Genomic DNA, 20,538 nt, shown 5'->3' with positions numbered 1-20,538 from the left:
AACATCGCTTTGACAGGGCAGGTTTGATACAAAGCACAGCCACGGCGGGGCGCCCTGAGCGCCCGCCACGCACCGCCGTACGGTGCCGCTCAATCGACCAGCGCACGGGCCACCCATGACCGCCGACACCCTGCGTATTGCCACGCGTAAAAGCCCACTCGCCCTCTGGCAGGCCGAGCGTGTGGCGTGTCTGTTGCGTGCCGCGCACCCGACGCTCGCCGTCGAGCTGGTGCCTTTCGTGACCCAGGGCGACAAACTGCTCGACAGCCCGCTGGCGAAAATCGGTGGCAAGGGCCTGTTCGTCAAGGAGCTCGAGGTGGCGATGCAGGAGGCGCGCGCCGACATCGCTGTGCACTCGATGAAGGACGTGCCCGTGGTGCTGCCCGAGGGCTTTCACATCGCCTGCATCCTCGAGCGCGAAGACCCCCGCGACGCACTGGTCAGCCCGTCACACGCATCGCTCGCCGCCTTGCCCGAGGGCGCGCGCGTCGGCACGAGCAGCCTGCGGCGCGAAGGGGCCGTGCGCATGGCGCGTCCCGACCTCGAGATCGCCATGTTGCGAGGCAGCGTCAACACCCGCCTCGCAAAGCTCGACGCCGGCGACTTCGATGCGATCATCCTCGCGTGCGCCGGGCTCGACCGGCTCGGGCTGGCCGAGCGCATCCGCGAGCGGCTCGCACCGGAGGTGTCCTTGCCCGCCGTTGGCCAGGGCGCAATCGGCGTGGAATGCCGGCTCGACAATGCCCGCATCAACGCCCTGCTCGCACCGCTGCACTGCCCCGACACCGCCACCTGCCTCGCGGCAGAGCGGGCGATGAACCGCCGTCTGGACGGTGGCTGCCAGGTACCGATCGCGAGCTTTGCCACGCTCCAGGGCGGCGAGATCCACCTGCGCGCGCAGGTGTCACACCCGGCGGGCGGGCCCCACTTCGCAGCCGCTTCGCGCGCACCGCGCGAACAGGCCGACCAACTCGGACGGTCCGTCGCCGAGACCCTGCTCGCCGACGGCGCCGACGTGGTCTTGCGCGAGCTCGGCTTGCAACCCGGACGCCACGGGCCGGGGTGATGCAGTCCCTGCGGGTGCTCGTCACCCGACCGGCGCACCAGGCCGACGCGATGATCACCCGCCTGCGCCTGGCCGGTCACCTGCCGCTGCCCTGCCCCACGCTCGCCATCGAGGCCGTCGACGCCGCGCCGATGTCGACCGACACCGGCACCGACGAGCGCGCTTGCGACATCGCAATCTTCGTCAGCACCAACGCCGTGCACATGGCCGCGGGCCCCGAACCACTGACACGGCAACTCGACGGCGTGTCGTCGGTGTTTGCCATCGGCGCGGCGACGGCCTGGGCACTGCACACCCACGGGGTGCGAGCACACACACCGCCCGACGGCGATTTTCGCTCCGAGTCCCTGCTGAACCACGCGGTTTTCGCGGCCGTGGCTGGCAAACGCGTGTGCGTTTTCAAAGGCGCAGGGGGCCGCTCGCTGCTCGCTGACCAGCTCCGCGCGCGCGGTGCCGAGGTCGACGAACGCGTGGTGTACAAACGACGCCCCACAGCTGATTCAGAAACAAAACACACGCAAAATCAGCACTTTTGTGCAGACGTGATTCAAGTGGGCAGTAACGAGGCGCTCGACAACCTTGTTACAATTACGCCCGCACCAATGCGCGATCGGTTGTTCACAACAGCGTTGATCGTCAACAGTGAACGCGGCAAGCGACATGCTGAAACGCTCGGATTCAGCGCACGGATTCAGGTCGCCCACCCAGCGGGTGACGACGGGCAATTGGCCGCACTGGCCCGACTGGCCATTCCAGAGACAACGACACAATGAAGAGCAAACACACAGCACCGCCGACGGCCGCCTCGGGGGATTCCGCGGGCACGCCGTCGCAACCCGACGCGCAGAAAGCGTCGGGCAACGGATTGACCCTGGTTGCGTTCGCACTGGCTCTGGCCGGTATCGGCGGGGCGTGGTACTCCCACAGCAGCTTGTCCGCGCGACTCGGTGCGGTGCAATCGGACCTCGGCGCCCAGCTCGAGGCCGCCCGCGCGGAGACCAACAGCAGCGTGTCCGGCCTCGGTGACACGTTGAAAGCCGAACTCGACACCATCGCCTCGCGTGCGGCGACGCTCGAGGCCGCCGGTTCCGCGCTTGATAATCGCGCGGCGGAACTCGAATCCCGCACCGGCGACCTCGGCACCGCTCTCGACGAAACGCGCTCTGACGTGCAAGCCACGCGCGACGCCCTGTCTGAAGCGACCGAAACACTGACGCAGTCGATCGAATCAAGCAACCAGGCACTGGGCGATTCATTGCAAGCCCGGTCCGACGAGCTGAACGCCACGCTCGAGACCCGCACCGCCGAACTCGACAGCCGCCTCGACATGCGCAGCACCGAGATCGCTGGGCTGGTTGAAGCGCGCAGTGATGAGCTCACCGGCCTGGTTGAGACGCGCACCGGCGAGCTCAACGACAGCCTGCAAGCCACGCAGATGAAGATCAACCGCAGCCAACGGGCCTGGTTGCTCAGCGAGGTCGAATACCTGCTACGAACCTCGGTACACCGCGTTGTGCTCGCCGGCGACACCAATTCGGCGGTGGAAGCGCTCAAAGCCGCCAAGGCGCAACTCAAGGTGCTGGCCGAGGTCGAGTACCTGCCCGTGCAACGCGCGATCAGCGCGGAGATCACCGAGTTGCGCAGCGCCGACCAGCCCGACATCGAGCAACTGATCGTCGACATCCGCGCCCTGTCGCGCTCGGCCGGCGCCTTGCGCATGGCCGGCAGCGAGCCAGCGCCCGACACCGCACAACCGGCCGTCAGCGCAGCCCAGTCACCCGCTGCCGAGACGGCTGACAGCGGCATCGGCAAGCTCGCGTCCAGCCTGCTCGCCAGCCTGCGCCAGAACGTCAGCATCCGAACCTCGGGCGGTCAGCAGTACGGCGAGGGTGGCGAAGGCATCTTCAAAGCCACCGAAGAAGAGAGCACCAACGCCGAGCTCGTGCGTTTGAACCTGCAGGCGGCACAGCTCTCCGCCATGCGCCGCGATCAAGAGGGGTTTGACACCCACATGGACAACGCCCGCACCCGCGTCACATCGCTGTTCGACCCGGCGCAGGCCGACACCCAGGCGTTCATCTCACAACTCGACCTGCTGGCCGAAGTCAGTGTGGTGCCGCGCGCCGAGCAACTGGGCAGTGCGCTGCGGTTGCTGGTTGAAACCAACAAGAAAATCGGGGACCAATCATGAGGGCCATTCTGATCACGGCGGTCATCGTCGCCATCGTCATTGCGGCGGCGGTGTTCCTGCAGCAGGACGCCGGTTTCGTCAGCGCGCAGTTCATGGGCGCGTCCTACGAGGGGCCACTCGCCATCGTCGCTCTGGCTGCGCTGGTCGGTTTCATCGCGCTCTACGTGCTGGTGCGGCTGCTGGGCTGGTTGTTCAACGCGCCAGCGCGCTTCGGCAAGATTCTCAACCGACGCCAGGCCGACGCCGCGCTCACGCGCCTGTCCGAGGGCAACATTGACCTCGCCGAAGGTCGCTTCGCCCGCGCCGAACGGGTGCTGGCCAAGGATGTGCCAGCCGGGCCCCAGGCGACGCTGCACTACATGGCCGCCGCCGAGGCCGCCAACGCCGCGGGCAACAGCGAACAACGCGACGCCTACCTCAAGCGGGCGATCACACAAAACCCGAACGCCAAGAACGCATTGCACATCCTGCAAGCCAGGATGCAGCTGGCGGGCGACGACTACGAAAGCGCGCTCGACACGCTGGAACGGCTGCGCGGCCACGACCCGCGCAGTGCCGTCGTCCAGGGCCTGCGCGCGCGCGCATTGCGCCGCGCGGGGCGCTACGACGATCTGATTGACCAGCTCGGCGAACTGCGCAAGCGCAATGCCCTGCCCGACGCCGAACTCGACGCGCTCGAGGTGGAGACGGCCTCGGCGGTGTTGGCTGACTGCGACGACACCGGGGTCGCAAAAATCTGGAAAGCGCTGCCGGCGTCGACCCGTGACAACGCAGCGGTGATCGAACGCTACGCCCGTCGGCTGCTCGCGATGAACGACCTCGGCAGCGCCGAGCGTGTCGTCGGTGACAGCCTCGGCCGCGCCCTGTCGGACAACCTGGCGCAACTCTACGGCAGCATCGCGAGCCAGGACGGTGCCCGCCAGCTCAGCCGGGTCGAGTCGCTGCTCAAGTCCAACGAGAACAGCGCCAGCCTGCTCGCCGCGGCCGGCCAGATCTGCCTGCGTCAGGAACTCTGGGGCAAGGCCAAGAGCTACCTCGAGCAGTCCGCAGCGATCGCCGACAGCGCAGCGGCACAGGCCGGCCTGGCGGAAGTGGCGCGCCAGAACGGCGAAGCGGAGACGGCGAGCGCGCACTTCGAGCGCGGTCTGAAACTGGCGCTGAACTGAACGCGATCAGCCGCCTGTCGGTCCACCACAGCACACGCGCAACACACGGCGCGTGTGCCAGTGCAGCACCAGGCCACTGGCCCAGGCGAGCACGAGAATCATCCACCAGATCGCAGTGACATCGAAGCCGGCCCAACTGATCAGCAACGGCAACAAGAGCGCAGGCAGCACCAACGAGCGCGCCACTCCGACCCACATCACCGCCTGTGGGCGTTTGACACCCTGCAGCACACCGCCGTTGACGTGGATCAGCGCGTACGCCGGCAGGGCGAAAGCCTCGATCCGAAGGTAACCGACGCCGATCGCAACCACCGTGGCATCGTCGGAGAAGGTCGTCATCACCAGCGCGCCGAAGAGCACCATCAACACCCCCCCGAAGACCAGCAGGATCGCCGCGGCGCGGATGCAGGCGGTCCACGCCGCGTAGACACGTGCGTACTGCCGGGCACCAACGTTGTTCGACGTCATCGCGAGTGCCGCCTGGTTGATTGCCATGACCGGCACCAGCACGAGTTGCTCGATGCGCAAGCCGATGCCGTACGCCGCGACCGCTGCAGGGCCGAACGCGTTGATGTAGGCGTTGGCGAGAAAGAAGAACGCCCCGATCGAACTCAGGCTGGCCGCGAGCGGCGCGGCCTGCGCGAGCAGCCGGGCCAGCCGTGCCGGACGCGGCCTGAGTGCGTCGCAGAGAACCCTGTCAACGAGACCAGTCCGGCGCAGGTGAAACCAGAGGTAGAGCGCCCCGGTGCCCTGCACCAGGAGTGTCGCGAGCGCGATACCGGTGATGCCCATCGCGGGGACACCGAAACCGCCGTAGATGAACCAGGGGTTCAGCACCAGGTTGGCAAAGAAGCCCGCGATCAGCACGTTGCGAAAGACCGCGGTACGGCCCTGTGCGGTGAGCCCCGCGTTGATTGCGAACGGCAGCAACAGGCAGGGGGCGCCGAGGTAGAGCGTGCGTGTGTAGTCGACCGCAGCGTCGAGGTAGGCGCCGTCTGCACCGAGAAACCGCAACACCGGCTCGACTGCGACCAGGCCGAGCACGACGATGACGACACTGAACAGCAATGCCACCACCACGAGCTGGTAACACCACGCCCGTGCGGCCGCCCGGTCGTCGGCGCCGAGCGCGTTGCCGATCAACGCGCCCCCGCCCGCACCGACCGCAGCGCCGAGCACGATGAAGACGAAATACAGCGGGAACGACAGCGAGAGCCCCGCCAGGGCCTCGGTGGAAAGCTGCCCCGCGTACCAACTGTCGACGACGTTGAACAACACGTTGAAGAGGTTACCCACCGCCGCCGGCGCCGCCACCCGCCAGATCAGCGACGAGATCGGGTCCCGGGTGAGGTTCGGCGCGTCAGTCATGGCGTGTCTTGGTGCGGCTGACGCCGAACAGACTCAACAGGGTGACATCGCGCGGCCCCGGCACGACCGTGAAGGCCTCCCCGGCCTCGATCGTACCGGGTGTGACCACCGCGAGGTAGGTGCCACAGCGCCCACTCTCGGCCATGTGACGCGCGGCGCGGGGGTGGCGCAGTGCCGCGTTCAGTTTGGCGCACGGAATGCGGGGCAGGCTCACGCGCAACACGCAGTCGGGAAACTGCCAGGTGTCGCCGACGTACATGTCGGCCTCGAGTACCCCCGCAATGCTGAGATTCTCGCCGAGCCCGCCCGACCTCAGCGGTTCGACCTCACCGCGATCGCCAAGCAGGGCTTGCCAGAACGGCGCGTGCTCCACCGGGTAGGCATGAACGGCCTTCTCCAGGCCCCCGTGCACACTCAAGTCGGCCTGTTCATCGCCCTCGAGGCCGAGGCGCCGCACCGCACAACGGCCGGCAACCGGCTGCTTGGCGATGCTGGAGAGCACCTGTCGGCCACCCACCGGGAGCGGCCGAGCCGCGCCGCAGTGCACGCCCAACACGCACGGCGAGGCGGCGCTAGCGGTGGTCACAAGCCAAGGGTGTCCCAGAGTTCATCGACGCGGCTTCGCACGGCCTCCGACATGCGGATCGGCTCACCCCACTCGCGGGTGGTCTCACCGGGCAACTTGTTCGTGGCATCAATGCCCATCTTCGAGCCGAGGCCCGACACCGGCGAGGCGAAGTCGAGGTAGTCGATCGGGGTGTTGTCGATCAGCGTCACATCGCGGCTCGGGTCGACGCGGGTGGTCATCGCCCAGATCACGTCTTTCCAGTCCCGCGCGTCGACATCGTCGTCGACCACGACGACGAACTTCGTGTACATGAACTGACGCAGGAACGACCAGACGCCCATCATCACGCGCTTGGCGTGGCCGGGGTAGGCCTTCTTCATGCTCACCACCGCCAGGCGGTAGCTGCAGCCCTCGGGTGGCAGGTAGAAGTCGACGATCTCCGGAAACTGCTTCTGCAGGATCGGCACGAAGACTTCGTTCAGGGCCACACCGAGGATGGCGGGTTCGTCGGGCGGCCGACCGGTGTAGGTCGAGTGGTAGATCGGCTTGTCCCGCTGCGTGATGCGGCTGATGGTGAACACCGGGAAGCGGTCGACCTCGTTGTAGTAGCCGGTGTGGTCACCAAAAGGGCCCTCGTCTGCGTCGTCGTCGGGCATCAGGTGGCCCTCGAGCACAATCTCCGCGCTGGCGGGGACCTCGAGATCGGAGTCGATGCATTTGACAAGCTTGGTTCGCTCGCCCCGCAACAGGCCGGCAAAGGCGTGCTCAGCCAGGCTGTCGGGCACCGGCGTGACCGCGCCCAGGATGGTCGCCGGGTCCGCGCCGAGCACGACGGCAATCGGAAAGGGCTTGCCGGGGTGCTGCCGCTGCCAGTCGGCAAAATCGAGCGCCCCGCCGCGGTGCGCCAGCCAGCGCATGATCACCCGGTTGGGCCCGATGACCTGTTGGCGGTAGATGCCCATGTTCTGCCGGGACTTCGTCGGGCCCCGCGTGACCACCAGGCCCCAGGTAATCAAGGGGCCGGCGTCACCGGGCCAACAGGTCTGGATCGGGTAGCGGCCCAGGTCCACCTCGGCGCCGACGAACTGCTCGGCCTGGCAGGGCGCGCTGCGCACGCGCTTCGGTGCCATGTCGAGCACCTTCTTGAAGATCGGCAGCGTCTGCCAGGCGTCCTTGAGGCCCTTGGGGGGGTCGGGCTCCTTGAGGAACGCGAGCAACTTGCCGACTTCGCGCAGGGCGTCAACCGAGTCTTCGCCCATGCCGTAGGCGACCCGCTCGGGTGTGCCGAACAGGTTGCCCAGCACCGGCATGTCGTACCCGGCGGGGTTCTCGAACAGCAACGCCGGTCCGCCGGCGCGCAACACCCGGTCGCAGATCTCGGTCATCTCGAGCGCTGGGCTGACGGCCACGCGGGTTCGCTTGAGCTCACCCATCGACTCGAGTCGGGTCACGAAATCCCGCAAGTCACTGTACTGCACAGCTCACCTCTGTGGATCCGGGTGCGTGGAGGCTGGCCCTCGTTGGCCAGCCGGGGCCTCACCGCCGCAGCGTGCCGATCAGGCAGCGAGGCCGTTGTGGCGCAGCAGGGCATCGACCGTGGGTTCGCGGCCGCGGAACGCAACGAAGGACTCCATGGCCGGCCGTGAACCGCCGCGTTCGAGCACTTCCTGGCGAAACGCCGCCCCGGCGACATCGCTGAAGACGCCCTCCTCCTCGAACCGCGAGAAGGCGTCCGCCGACAGCACTTCAGCCCACTTGTAGCTGAAATAGCCCGCCGCATAGCCGCCGGCGAAAAGGTGCGAAAACCCACACTGAAAGCGGTTCTCGGCCGGTGGCCTCAACAACGACACCTCGGCGCGCACCGCGTCGAGCGTGCCTTGCACGTCGACCGCATCCTCGCCGTCGTGGCTGTGAATCAGCATGTCGAACAGGCCGAATTCGACCTGCCGAAGCATCTGCATCCCCGCGCCGAAGTTCTTGGCAGCCTGCGCACGGGCCAGCAGTTCCTCGGGAATGGCGTCGCCGGTCTCGTGGTGTGCCGCGATCACGTCGAGCGACTCCCGCTGCCAACACCAGTTCTCGAGGAACTGACTCGGCAACTCGACTGCGTCCCACTCGACACCGTTGATCCCCGCAATCGCCGCGTTGTCGATGCGGGTGAGCATGTGGTGCAAGCCGTGACCGAACTCGTGAAACAGCGTGGTGACCTCCTGGTGGTCAAACAGCGCAGGTGCGTCGCCGATCGGTGGCGTGAGGTTGCACACCATGAAGGTGGCCGGCAACTGGACATCGTCGCCCACCCGGTTTCGGTCGACACAGCCCGCCATCCACGCCCCGCCCCGCTTCGATGGCCGGCTGTAGAGGTCGAAATAGAAGTTGCCGATCTCATCGCCGTCACGCGAGATGCGGTAGAGCTGCACGTCGTCGTGGTAGCTGTCTGCACCCGCCACGGGCTCGATCGACACGCCGAACAGGCGCTTGGCCACAGCGAACAGTCCGTTCACGGCCCGGTCGGCCGGGAAGTAGGGTTTGAGCTCTTCGCTGGAGATCGCGTGTCGCTTGAGGCGGAGCTTCTCGGCGTAGAAACCTGTGTCCCAGGGTTGCAATTCACCGTCGAGGCCATCCTCGGCCGCAAAATCGCGCAGCGCCTGGAGCTCCTCTTCGGCGACCACCCTGCTCCGCCCGGCGAGGTCGCGCAGGAAATCGGTGACCTCGGTGGCGCTGCCGGCCATCTTGGTCACGAGCGACAAGGCCGCGTAACTCTCGAAACCCAGGAGCGACGCTTTCTCCTGGCGCAGGGCCAGCAGTTCGTCGATGACCGGTCCGTTGTCCCACTGACCGGCGTGCGGACCCTGGTCGGAGGCCCGCGTGTTGTAGGCGTTGTACACCGCTTCACGCAGCGCGCGGTCCTCGGCGTAGGTCATCACCGCGATGTAGCTCGGCATCTGCAGGTTGACCACATAGGCACCTGCCCCCGCCTGCTCGGCCATCTGTGCGAGCAGCTGCTTGCTGTGCTCGGGCAGACCGCGAAGACGCGCGTCGTCGTCCAGGGTGATCGACCAGGCGTTGGTCGCGTCCAGGAGCTGGTCCTGGTATCGGCTGCCAAGTTCGCTCAAACGCAAACTGATCTCACGGTATCGCTCACGCGCCTCGCCTTCGAGGTCGACACCGGACAGCCGAAAATCGCGCAGCGCCTTGTCAACCACCACGCGTTGTGTGGCATCGAGTCGGTCGTACTCCGGCCCGGCCGCGATCGCAGCATACTGGTCGTACAGCGCCCGGTTCTGGCCGAGGTCGGTGTAGAAGGCCTGCAGTGTTTGCAGGCCGGCGTTGTAGGCATCACGCAGCGCGTCGGTGCTCATGACCGCGTTGAGGTGCGACACCGGTGACCAGTAGCGGTCGATGGCATCGCAGCTGTCGGTCAGCGGCTCGACGAAGTTCTGCCAGCTTGGATCGGCCACGACCGAGAGCGCGTCGATGTCGGTCTGGGCCGTGTCGAGCACGGCTTGCAGCGCCTCGGCGATGCTCGCGGGGTCATAGGCGGAGAAATCCGGTAGACGGCGGTGCGTTTGGACCATGGGTTCAGACATCCAGGTTGGCGACGGTGAGCGCGTTGCTTTCAATGAAATCGCGGCGGGGCTCCACCTGGTCGCCCATCAGCGTGGTGAACACCTCGTCGGCCGCGACCGCGTCCTCGATGCGCACCTGCAACATCACGCGGCGCGATTCGTCCAGGGTGGTTTCGAACAGCTGTTCCGGGTTCATCTCACCAAGACCCTTGTAGCGCTGGATGTGCAAACCGCGTTTGGTCTCGCGCATCAGCCACTGCACGGCGCCGCGAAATTCGGAGACCGGCTGTGCCTTCTCGCCCCGTCGAATCTCGGCGTCCTTTCCGACCAGCCCGCTCAGGGTATCCGACATGTCGGCAATCAGGCCGTACTCCGGCGATTCGAAAAAGTCCCGGTCAAGCTTCAGTTCAACCGAGTTGCCGTGCACCGCGCGGGAAAACAGCACCTCGAAACCGGTCTCACCTGTGACCGGCTCGACCTGCCAGGCCGACTCATCGGGCTCGTCGCGATTCATCCGGGCTTGCATTGTTTTGCACCAGACTTGTATTTTTTCAGCGTCGCTGCGTGTCGTGTCGTCGACCCTCGGCACGTCCACCAGCGCGTCAAGCAAGCCGGCGTCGTAACGCCGAGCCAGCCGTCCGATCATCTTCTCGACCCGCTGAAAGCCATGGCACAGCTGGGCGAGCGCGTCGCCGGTGATGCTTTCGGCACCCGCGCCCGGCACCAGGCTCGCCTCCTGCAGTGCCAGTTCGGTGAGGTAGCTGTTCAAGGCGTCGTCGTCCTTCACGTAGCGCTCGTTCTTGCCCCGCCGCACCTTGTACAACGGGGGTTGCGCGATGAAGACATGGCCGCGCTCGATCAGTTCCGGCATCTGGCGGTAGAAGAAGGTCAGCAACAACGTGCGGATGTGTGAGCCGTCGACGTCCGCGTCGGTCATGATCACGATGCGGTGGTAACGCAGTTTGTCCGGGTCGAACTCGTCCTTGCCGATGCCGCAACCGAGTGCCGTGATCAGCGTGCCGATCTCGGCTGACCCCAGCATCTTGTCGAACCGCGCTTTCTCGACGTTGAGGATCTTGCCTTTGAGCGGCAGGACGGCCTGGGTGCGGCGGTCGCGCCCCTGCTTTGCCGAGCCCCCTGCCGAGTCGCCCTCCACCAGGAAGAGCTCGGCCTTGGCCGGGTCGCGCTCGGAGCAGTCGGCCAGTTTCCCGGGCAGGCCGGCGATGTCCAACGCGCCCTTGCGCCGGGTCATTTCGCGCGCCTTGCGGGCGGCCTCCCGCGCCCGCGCCGCGTCGATGATCTTCGCGCAGATCACCTTCGCCTCGTTCGGGTGCTCGTCCAGGAAGGTGGCCAACTCGCTGTTCGTGATCGATTCGACCACACCTTTCACCTCGGACGACACCAGTTTGTCCTTCGTCTGCGAGGAGAACTTCGGGTCCGGCACCTTGACCGAAACCACGGCGGTCAGACCCTCGCGCGCGTCGTCGCCCGAGGTCTGCACTTTTTCCTTCTTGCCCAGACCCGCCTTGTCCATGTAGGCGTTCAGGGTGCGCGTCAACGCCGCGCGGAAGCCCGCCAGATGCGTGCCGCCATCCCGCTGCGGGATGTTGTTGGTGAAGCAGAAAATGCTTTCCTGGTACGAGTCGTTCCACTGCAGCGCGACTTCGGTGATCACCTCGTCCTTTTCGAGGTTGAAGTAGATCGGCTCCGGGTGCAGTGGCGTCTTGTTGCGGTTGAGGTGTTCGACGAAAGCAGAGATGCCACCGTGGTACTCGAACACGTCCGCCTTGTCGCTGCGCTTGTCGGTCACGCTGATGCGCACACCGCTGTTGAGGAACGAGAGTTCACGCAGGCGCTTCGCCAACACGTCGTAGTGGAAATCGGTGTTGCTGAAAATCTCAGAACTCGGCAGAAAGCGGATCTCGGTGCCGCTGCGGTCGGTTTCGCCGACCACCTTCAACGGGTAGTCCGGCACGCTGTCGGTGTACTCCTGCTTGTGCACCTCGCCGTCGCGCCAGATGGTCATGGTGAGTTTGCTGGACAGCGCGTTGACGACCGACACACCCACACCGTGCAGGCCACCGGATACCTTGTACGAACTGCTGTCGAACTTCCCGCCGGCGTGCAGCACGGTCATGATGACCTCGGCCGCAGACCGGCCCTCCTCCGGGTGGATGTCGGTGGGTATGCCGCGCCCGTCGTCGCTGACCGACACCGAGTTGTCGGCGTGGATGGTCACGGTGACCTCCGAGCAGTGTCCCGCAAGGGCCTCGTCGATCGCGTTGTCCACGACCTCGAAGACCATGTGGTGCAGGCCCGAGCCGTCGTCGGTGTCGCCGATGTACATGCCAGGGCGCTTGCGCACGGCATCCAGCCCTTTCAAGACCTTGATATTGCTGGAATCGTAGCTGTTCGGGTCAGTGGGCTCTGTGGGGTCGCTCATGGCAGATCCAGGGGTTCACGAAACCCCTCATTATACCACCAATTTGACCTCACCTTGTTTCACGTGGAACACCCTAGCCGCCTGATCTGACAGCACTTTTTGCGGCTCTACACCCGTGACAAAAAGCTGGTGTCCGAGACCGAGCAAGCGCTCGAGCACCGCCTGACACCGCGCCGCGTCCAGTTCCGACGCGAGGTCGTCGCAGAGCAGGATCATGCGTCGCCCCCCCTGCTGGTGAAAGTCGTCCGCCTGCGCCAGCGTCAACGCGTAGAGCACGGCTTTTTGCTGCCCGCGGGACAACACCTCGCGTGCCGGCTTGCCATCGACGGTCAGCACCATGTCGCCGCGGTGGGGTCCCACTGACGTCACACGGTAGCGCAAGCAATCCGCGCGGTGCCGCTGCAGCGCAGCCGCGAGGCCATCGTCACCCCGCCACCCCTGCGCATGCTGGCACGCGACTGCGAGGGTGTCCGCGAACGCGCTCGTGTAGGTGGGCAGCAACGCAGCAATGCGGTCGATGTAGGCCTGTCGACACGCCGCAATGGCGTCGCCGTACTGCGCGAGCTGCTCGTCGATGGCGTCGAGCAACGCCGCTTCCGGTTGGCCCTTGAGCACCGCGTTGCGCTGCTCCAGCGCGCGCGCATACCGTCGCCAGGGAAACCGCTCGCGCTGTTCCACGTGGAACACGCCCCAATCCACAAAGCGCCGACGCAACACCGGGCCGCCTGACACCAGCGCGTGGCTGTCTGGCGCCACGGCGCGCAGCGGCATGTGCGCGGCCAGGTCCGACACGCGGTTCACATCGTGTCCATCGACACGCACCCGGGTTGTGCCGTTCCGGTGCTTTTCGATTCCGAGACGGTGGGTGTGGCCGGCGTCGCTGTTCAACGCAGCAGACACCCGCAACAGTCCCTGGTCACGGCGTATCAGGTGACGCAGCTGGGTGGAGCGAAACGATTGCCCGGATGCCAGCACGTGCAGCGCTTCGAGCACCGAAGTCTTGCCGGCGCCGTTCTCACCGTGGAGGTAGTTCAGCGCTCGGTCACACGGCAGTTGCGTGTCCGCTATGACGCGGAAATTCTGAATGTGCAACGACGTCAGCTGCATGACGAGACCCCGAACACGCCGCGCACCGGGGTCCTCAAAGCCGCATGGGCATCACAACGTAGCGGTGGTCGTCGTCGTCGGCAGCGGTGACGAGCGCACTGCTGTTGCCGTCGTTGAGTTTGATCAACACCGTCTCGCAGTCGATGGCCTGCAGCACATCGAGTACGTAGCCCACGTTGAATCCGATTTCGATCGGGTCGCCACCGTACCCGATGGCGATTTCGTCTTCGGCTTCTTCCTGCTCGGGATTGTGTGTCTGCACGGTAAGCACATCCTTGCCGAATTGCAGCCGAACGCCTTTGTATTTCTCGTTGGCGAGAATGGCGACACGGGCCAGGGCTTGACGCAGCGTTTCGCGGTCAATCGTGGCGATGTGCGGGTTGTCTGCCGGCATCACACGCTGGTAATCGGGAAACCGACCGTCGATGAGTTTCGACGTGTACTGCAGGTCCCCCAACGTGAATTGCACGTGGTTCGCTGTCATCGCGACGTGCACATCCGCGTCGTTGTCGGCGAGCAAACGCAGCAACTCCTGAACGCCTTTGCGCGGGACGATGGCCTGGTGCTGGCTGTCGAGATCGATGACCACGGGGTATTCGCTGAGCGACAGTCGGTGGCCGTCGGTGGTCACCGCGCGCAGGTTGCCTGGGGACAACTCCAGAAGAAGCCCGTTGAGGTAGTAACGCACATCCTGCAATGCCATCGAGAAGGCGGTTTTTTGCAACGCGCTGCGCAGCGCCCGTTGGGGCAGACTGAATTCCACCGGGTCTTGCAGGGCGTCGGTGCGGGGAAACTCGTTCGCTGCGAGTGTGGACAAGTTGAAGCGACTGCGGCCGGCCTTCAACGTGGCTTTGTTGCCGCTGACGGACAAGGCCACCTCGGCGCCATCGGGCAAGGTCTTGCAGATGTCCAGCAGCTTGCGCGCGGGCAGGGTGGTCTGGCTGTCGTCGCCCATGACACCGTGCACGGAATCGCGGAGCTCGATTTCGAGATCGGTTGCGGTCAGCGATAAGGTGCCATCGGTGAGGGACACCAACACGTGAGACAACACGGGCATGGTCTGGCGTTTCTCTACGGCGCCGATCACACGTTGAAGCGGGGCGAGAAGGTCTTCACGGGAGAGGGACAGTTTCATTAAATATACCTGTATATATTTAAGAAAATAGTAATAATAATAAGCACGGTGGATATGTTGAAAAGACGAATATGTCTTTCAATTTCAGTACTTTGTGCTTGTCGGAGTTGTGGGAAACCAGGGGTGGATTCGACTTGGCAAACTGTTGACAAAACCGGCTCGACATCGCTCAACAGGCTGTGCCCAGCCGTGTGTCGGGGTTGTCCACAGAGTTGATCACAGGGCATGGGCTCAACTCTCGATGGCGCGGCGCAGGGTGAGGTAGTCGTCGTTCAGCCGCGAATCCGTTTCGCGCAGGCGGGCGATCGTCTTGCACGCGTGCATCACCGTGGTGTGGTCCCGACCACCGAAGGCGTCGCCGATCTCCGGCAGACTGTGGGTGGTCATTTCCTTGCTCAGTGCCATCGCGAGCTGCCGCGGACGCGCGATCGAGCGGGTCCGGCGTTTCGACAGCAGGTCCTTCATCGGTATCTTGTAGTACTCGGCGACCGTTTTCTGGATGTTGGTCAGCGTGATGAGCTTGTCCTGCACCGAAATCAGGTCCCGCAGCGCCTCCCGGGCAAAATCGACGGTGATCGCCTGGCCAGTGAACTGGCAGGTGGCAATCACGCGGCGCAACGCGCCCTCGAGCTCGCGCACGTTCGAGCGCACCCGCTTGGCGATGAAAAACGCCACGTCCGAGGGCAGTTCGACACCGGACTGCTCGGCCTTGCTGTGCAGGATGGCCACCCGGGTTTCGAGCTCCGGCGGGTCGATCGACACCGTCAGGCCCCAGCCGAAGCGCGAACGCAGCCGTTCTTCCAGCCCGTCGACTTCCTTGGGGTAGCGGTCGCAGGTGATGATGATCTGTTGGCGGCTTTCCATCATCGCGTTGAAGTTGTGGAAGAACTCCTCCTGCGAGCGTTCCTTGCCGGCAAAAAACTGGATGTCATCGATCAGCAGGGCGTCGAGCGAGCGGTAGAACTGCTTGAAATCGTCGATGGTGTTGCGCTGCAGCGCCTTGATCATCTCGCGTACGTAGCGTTCGGAGTGCACGTAAGCGATGCGTGCGTCAGGCTTGTATTCTTGCAGGGCATGACCGACAGCCTGCATCAGGTGGGTCTTGCCGAGTCCGACGCCGCCGTAGATGAACAACGGGTTGTAGCCACAGCCAGGGTTCTCGGCGATGCGCATGGCTGCCGCGCGGCCGAAGTGGTTCGACTTGCCCTCGACGAAGCCTTCGAAGGTGTAGTTCGGGTTCAGCTCGGAGCAGAACGGGGTCTTGCCCGGGGGCATGTGGCGGTTCGGGACGCGGTTGCGCTCGACCGCTGCGGCCGGCGCGACCGACCGGGCCGGCGCCGCGTCGACGGTCTCGAGGACCCGCTCGGTGCGGGCCGGTGTGCTCGCGTGGTGACCGATGGCGAGTGCCACGGTCGCCTGTTTGCCGGCGACGGTGCTGGCGACGTCGATGATGCGGTCGAGGTAGTGCTTCTCCACCCAGTCCAGGACGAAGCGGTTGGGTGCCAGCAACCGCAGACCCGACCCGACCACCTCGGCTTGCAGCGGTTTGATCCAGGTGTCGAGCTGCCGTGTCGTCAACTCGGATTCGAGCTGCGCGAGACAGGCGTGCCAAAGCGGTGCGGACAACAGGGTCTCCCGGTGGTGGTGCCAGCTGACGGGTGGGCGTGCTCTCGGGAGCCGTTCACAGGAACGGCCGGTCTCCGGCGCGGGGGGGCGGTCCGGCACCGCGCTGCGACGGCAGCTCGGGGCGGTGCCCACGGTGACGGCGACTGGCCACCTCACCGCGAGCGGCGGGTGGTCCTCACTCCCGAGCCGGGTGTCCAGGGGCACACGCGACGGTTTGTCAGGCGACGCAACGTTGTACTGGTGTTGTTGTGCGTTCGGGTGTGACCGCGGGGCCGGGCACGGGGTACGGGGGCGCTGAGGCGCGCGACCCGGTGCCACGCGTGCCACTTCGGCGTGCGGTCTGTCGCTAGTCTATCGTGGCAGGGGGCAGTTATCCACAGGCGTTTTTCGCGGGCACGAAGCGAATTTACTTTGACGGCAGGAGCGCGTCGGCATACTATGTCCGGCTTTGCTTTCGGCAGAGCCCAGTCCGAGGATCAGGCCATGAAACGTACTTTCCAGCCCAACACATTGCGACGCAAGCGCACCCATGGCTTCCGCGCCCGCATGGCCACCCGCGGCGGTCGCGCTGTCATCCGCGCACGCCGCGCCAAAGGCCGCAAGCGCCTCGCACCGTCCTGATCCGGGACCGTGAGCACTTCGGCCGCGATCGACGTCTGCTGAAGCCCGCCGAGTTTCAGCGCGTGTTGCGCGGCGGAGTGCGTGTCGGCGGGCACTATTTCCGCCTCGTGGGGCGGGTGAGCGACGACGCCAACGGCCGCCTCGGCCTCGCAATCGCCAAGCGGTCACTGAAACGCGCCGTCGACCGAAACGCCGCCAAGCGCACGCTGCGGGAGAGCTTCCGGCGTCAGCAGACCGCGGTAGTGGGGTACCTTGACGTGGTCGCAATGGCCAACCCCAGCGTGCGGGGCGCAACGCCGGCGGCACTGCGCAGCGAGCTCGAACGGCAGTGGAAACGGTTACGGCAAAAATGCGTCGCATCCTGATTCTGCCGATCCGCTTCTATCAGCTGTGCTTGAGTCCGTACTTTCCGGCCAGTTGCCGGTATCATCCGACGTGCTCGGCGTATGCCATCGAGGCGATCACGCGGCACGGCGCGCTCCGCGGCGGCTGGCTCGCGCTGCATCGCATCGTGCGCTGCAATCCGTGGAGCCTCGGGGGACACGACCCGGTGCCACCGCGCGAAGACGCACCTGATAACCCGTCACAGCCTTGATACCCCTGTATGGATAACCAACGCCTGTTTCTCTATGCCGGACTCGGCCTGATGCTGATGCTGATCTGGCAAACCTGGCAGCTCGACTACCACTACGTGCCGCCGGTCGCCGACACCGTCGATGCCACGCAATCCGCCGGTGCAACCGGTGACGCTGCCGTGAACGACGACGGCGCGCTGCCGAGCAACGTGGTGCCGAGCGCCGGCGCGGCACCGACGGTGAACACCGCGACGGAGGCACCCGAGGGTCAATGGGTGCGTGTCCGCACGGACCTGCTCAACATCGAATTCGACTCCCGCGGTGCCAACCCGGTGCTGCTCGAGCTGCTTGATTACCCCGAGGCACTCGAAACACCCACGCGCCTGGTGCGGGTGTTCGAGCCGGGCCCCGCTCGCGTGGTCCAGGTGCAAAGTGGCCTGCAGGCCCGGACAGGGCAGGGCACAGCGCCGACCCACCAGGACATCTACCGCAGCACGGCAACCGAGTTCGAGCTCGGCACGTCCGACACCCTCGAAGTGCCGTTCACCTGGTCCGAGGACGGCGTGGACGTCACCAAAACCTGGGTCTTCACGCGCGACAAGTACGGTTTCGAGGTGGTCTACGATGTCGTCAACAACAGCGATGCACCCTGGCAGGGATGGCACTACGGCCAGCTGATGCGCTCGGCGGTGGGCGACGACGCGAGCGACGGGTTCATTCGCTCTTACACGGGTGGCGTGCTCAGCACACCGGCGGAGGTCTACGAGAAGATCGACCTCGAGGACATCGCCGAGAAAGACGTGCGGGTCGAAGCCGACAGCGGCTGGGTGGCCATGATTCAGCACTATTTCGGCGCCGCGCTGATCCCGGAGCAGGGCGGCCAGACCACCTTCTACAGCAACTATGTGCGCAACACCGACCGCTACATCCTCGGCGCGGCATCGGGCGTGACCTCCCTGCAACCGGGCGAATCAGCGCAGTTTCGCGCGACCGTGTACGCTGGGCCAAAAATACAAGACCGGCTCGAATCCTACGCCGAGAACCTCCGCTTGACTGTCGACTTCGGCTACCTGACCGTGCTCGCGCAGCCGCTTTTCTGGTTGCTCAACAAGATCCACGGCTTTGTCGGCAACTGGGGTTGGTCGATCGTCCTGCTGACGGTGTTGATCAAGGCCTTCTTCTACAAGCTCTCGGAGATGGGCTACAAGTCGATGGCGCGCATGAAGGCGCTGCAACCCAAGATGGTCGAGCTCAAGGAACGCTACGGCGACAACCGCGAGAAAATGGGCCAGGCCACCATGGAGCTCTACAAGAAGGAGAAGGTCAACCCGCTCGGCAGCTGTTTTCCGATGCTGATACAGATCCCGGTCTTCATCGCGCTCTACTGGATGCTGATCGAGTCGGTCGAGCTTCGCCAGGCGCCTTGGTTGCTCTGGATCGAGGACCTTGCGGCCAAGGACCCGTACTTCGTGCTGCCGGTGTTGATGGGCATTTCGATGTTCGTCCAGCAGAAGCTCAACCCGGCGCCAGTCGACCCGATCCAGCAGAAGGTCTTCATGATCATGCCGTGGATGTTCATGGTGTTCTTCATGTTCTTTCCGGCGGGCCTGGTGCTGTACTGGATCGTCAACAACGTGTTGTCGATTGCGCAGCAGTGGTACATCACCCGCGTGGTGATCGGCGAGACCTCGACCAAACCGGCGTAGGCGTGACGGCCCCGTCCGACACCATCGTCGCGGTGGCCACACCGGCCGGGCGGGGCGGTATCGGCGTGGTGCGGCTCAGCGGGCCCGCGGCGCACCGCATCGCCGCCACGCTCTGTGACGGCGAATTGGACCCGCGGCGGGCGCACCACCGCCGGTTTCTCGACGACAGCGGCGGGGTGATCGACGACGGCATCGTGCTGTTCTTCGCCGCCCCTGCCTCATACACCGGCGAGGACGTGGTCGAGTTGCAGGGGCACGGCAACCCGGTGCTGCTCGACGCGGTGGCGTCGCGGTGCTGTGCTCTCGGCGCACGGCCGGCGCGCCCCGGGGAATTCACTGAACGGGCGTTTCTCAACGACCGACTCGACCTCGCCCAGGCCGAAGCCGTGGCCGACCTTATCAACGCCAGCACCCTTGGCGCGGCACGGGCCGCCACCCGCTCGTTGCAGGGTGCGTTCTCCGAGTCGGTGGCCGAGCTCTCGGATGCCCTGACGGCGCTGCGCGTGCACGTCGAATCGGCGCTCGACTTCCCGGACGAGGACATCGATTTCCTCGCCGAGGCGCCGGTGCGCAACGAGCTGGCCGCGGTGCGCGACCGGCTGCAACAGTTGCACGCGCGCGCCGAGGCCGGCATGCGCTTGCAGGACGGGGCGGTCGTGGTGCTCGCCGGTCAGCCCAATGCGGGCAAGTCCAGCCTGGTCAACCGCCTGGCGGAGCGCGATGTCGCGATCGTCACTGACGTGCCCGGGACCACGCGCGACGTGCTCAAGGTCATGCTCGACCTCGACGGTGTGCCGGTCGAACTCGTCGACACCGCCGGGATGCGCGACGCGCGTGACGCGGTCGAACGTGAAGGGGTGCGCCGCGCACGCGCGCAGCTCGACGAAGCCGATGCGGTGGTGCTGGTGTTCGACCTCACGCTCGGGGTCGGCGAGGCGGACCGCGCGCTCGCGGACGCCTGTGGCGACACCCCGATCTGCTGGGTCGGGAACAAGGCCGACCTGTCCGGTGCGGCCCCCGAACCGCCGGACCGCGCGCCGCTGATCCGGGTCTCGGCGCGCACCGGCGAGGGCCTCGACGCACTGCGGGCGGCGCTCGTTCGCCGGGTGGTGCCCGAGCGGGACGCCGCCGGCGGCACGGTCAGCGCGCGCCGTCGACACCTGGCGGCGCTGGACGCCGTGTCCGTGGCCCTGCAGCGTGCGGCGGAGACGCTCGCCAGCGGCACCGGTGGCGAGCTTGTGGCGGAGGACCTGCGAGCGGCGCATGCGTCGCTCGAGTCGATCACCGGCCGGTTCACCGCCGACGACCTGTTGGGTGAAATATTTTCGTCATTCTGCATTGGCAAGTGACCAAAGCTTCAGGAATGTGAAGCAAAAGCCCGTCGGCGCGACAGACTG

General features: G+C 65.7%; 17 protein-coding genes. 9 read left to right on the top strand and 8 right to left on the bottom strand.

The annotated features are described in order from the left end of the window. The first annotated feature begins 115 nt into the window (after positions 1-115). Genes hemC through AAGA11_01700 form a run of 4 tightly spaced genes read left to right on the top strand, consistent with a single transcriptional unit; the run spans position 116 to position 4,423 of the window. A complete protein-coding gene (gene hemC, locus AAGA11_01715) occupies positions 116-1,066 on the top strand; it encodes a hydroxymethylbilane synthase (protein ID MEM9601554.1) in 951 nt (316 codons plus the stop codon). Next, a complete protein-coding gene (locus tag AAGA11_01710; GenBank protein MEM9601553.1) occupies positions 1,066-1,839 on the top strand; it encodes a uroporphyrinogen-III synthase in 774 nt (257 codons plus the stop codon). Before hemC ends, AAGA11_01710 begins: the two co-directional genes overlap by 1 nt. Further along, complete coding sequence (locus AAGA11_01705) at positions 1,836-3,257, top strand: uroporphyrinogen-III C-methyltransferase (GenBank protein MEM9601552.1); 1,422 nt, start codon at positions 1,836-1,838, stop codon at positions 3,255-3,257. Before AAGA11_01710 ends, AAGA11_01705 begins: the two co-directional genes overlap by 4 nt. Continuing rightward, on the top strand, positions 3,254-4,423 hold the full coding sequence (locus AAGA11_01700; protein MEM9601551.1) for a heme biosynthesis HemY N-terminal domain-containing protein: 1,170 nt from the start codon (positions 3,254-3,256) through the stop codon (positions 4,421-4,423). Before AAGA11_01705 ends, AAGA11_01700 begins: the two co-directional genes overlap by 4 nt. A gap of 6 nt (positions 4,424-4,429) precedes the next feature. Here the strand turns inward: AAGA11_01700 and AAGA11_01695 are convergent, their stop codons facing one another. The 8 genes from AAGA11_01695 to dnaA form a co-directional block, all read right to left on the bottom strand. Further along, positions 4,430-5,791: an MATE family efflux transporter gene (locus AAGA11_01695; GenBank protein ID MEM9601550.1), complete on the bottom strand. Its 1,362-nt coding sequence runs from the start codon at positions 5,789-5,791 to the stop codon at positions 4,430-4,432. Next, positions 5,784-6,377 carry an MOSC domain-containing protein gene (locus tag AAGA11_01690; protein ID MEM9601549.1) on the bottom strand — a complete coding sequence of 198 codons (594 nt, stop codon included), beginning with the start codon at positions 6,375-6,377 and terminating at the stop codon, positions 5,784-5,786. Before AAGA11_01690 ends, AAGA11_01695 begins: the two co-directional genes overlap by 8 nt. Further along, entirely contained in the window at positions 6,374-7,837 is a 1,464-nt protein-coding gene (gene ubiD / locus AAGA11_01685) for a 4-hydroxy-3-polyprenylbenzoate decarboxylase (protein MEM9601548.1), read from the bottom strand. Before ubiD ends, AAGA11_01690 begins: the two co-directional genes overlap by 4 nt. Before the next feature lie 78 nt (positions 7,838-7,915). Next, positions 7,916-9,949, bottom strand: coding sequence for a M3 family metallopeptidase (locus AAGA11_01680; protein ID MEM9601547.1), 2,034 nt, complete (start codon positions 9,947-9,949; stop codon positions 7,916-7,918). After that, positions 9,942-12,371, bottom strand: a complete 2,430-nt coding sequence (gyrB, locus tag AAGA11_01675; protein MEM9601546.1) for a DNA topoisomerase (ATP-hydrolyzing) subunit B — start codon at positions 12,369-12,371, stop codon at positions 9,942-9,944. Before gyrB ends, AAGA11_01680 begins: the two co-directional genes overlap by 8 nt. 30 nt (positions 12,372-12,401) lie before the next feature. Then, entirely contained in the window at positions 12,402-13,478 is a 1,077-nt protein-coding gene (gene recF / locus AAGA11_01670) for a DNA replication/repair protein RecF (GenBank protein ID MEM9601545.1), read from the bottom strand. Positions 13,479-13,512: 34 nt separating this feature from the next. Then, on the bottom strand, positions 13,513-14,613 hold the full coding sequence (gene dnaN / locus AAGA11_01665; protein ID MEM9601544.1) for a DNA polymerase III subunit beta: 1,101 nt from the start codon (positions 14,611-14,613) through the stop codon (positions 13,513-13,515). A gap of 231 nt (positions 14,614-14,844) precedes the next feature. Beyond that, positions 14,845-16,242: a chromosomal replication initiator protein DnaA gene (gene dnaA / locus AAGA11_01660; protein MEM9601543.1), complete on the bottom strand. Its 1,398-nt coding sequence runs from the start codon at positions 16,240-16,242 to the stop codon at positions 14,845-14,847. Positions 16,243-16,722: 480 nt separating this feature from the next. Between dnaA and rpmH the strand changes: the two genes are divergently transcribed. The 5 genes from rpmH (at position 16,723) to mnmE (ending at position 20,490) form a co-directional block, all read left to right on the top strand. Then, on the top strand, positions 16,723-16,860 hold the full coding sequence (gene rpmH, locus AAGA11_01655; GenBank protein MEM9601542.1) for a 50S ribosomal protein L34: 138 nt from the start codon (positions 16,723-16,725) through the stop codon (positions 16,858-16,860). A 62-nt stretch (positions 16,861-16,922) separates the two neighbouring features. Then, positions 16,923-17,225, top strand: a complete 303-nt coding sequence (gene rnpA, locus AAGA11_01650; protein ID MEM9601541.1) for a ribonuclease P protein component — start codon at positions 16,923-16,925, stop codon at positions 17,223-17,225. Further along, positions 17,210-17,455, top strand: a complete 246-nt coding sequence (gene yidD / locus AAGA11_01645; GenBank protein MEM9601540.1) for a membrane protein insertion efficiency factor YidD — start codon at positions 17,210-17,212, stop codon at positions 17,453-17,455. Before rnpA ends, yidD begins: the two co-directional genes overlap by 16 nt. A 9-nt stretch (positions 17,456-17,464) precedes the next feature. Continuing rightward, complete coding sequence (yidC, locus tag AAGA11_01640) at positions 17,465-19,141, top strand: membrane protein insertase YidC (protein MEM9601539.1); 1,677 nt, start codon at positions 17,465-17,467, stop codon at positions 19,139-19,141. Between the two features lie 2 nt (positions 19,142-19,143). Beyond that, entirely contained in the window at positions 19,144-20,490 is a 1,347-nt protein-coding gene (gene mnmE, locus AAGA11_01635) for a tRNA uridine-5-carboxymethylaminomethyl(34) synthesis GTPase MnmE (GenBank protein ID MEM9601538.1), read from the top strand. Positions 20,491-20,538: the final 48 nt, after the last annotated feature.

This window comes from Pseudomonadota bacterium (assembly GCA_039196715.1).
Lineage (GTDB): Bacteria > Pseudomonadota > Gammaproteobacteria > CALCKW01 > CALCKW01 > CALCKW01.
The sequence above is the reverse complement of the archived record's forward strand: the minus strand, read 5'-3'. Positions and strand labels throughout refer to the sequence as shown.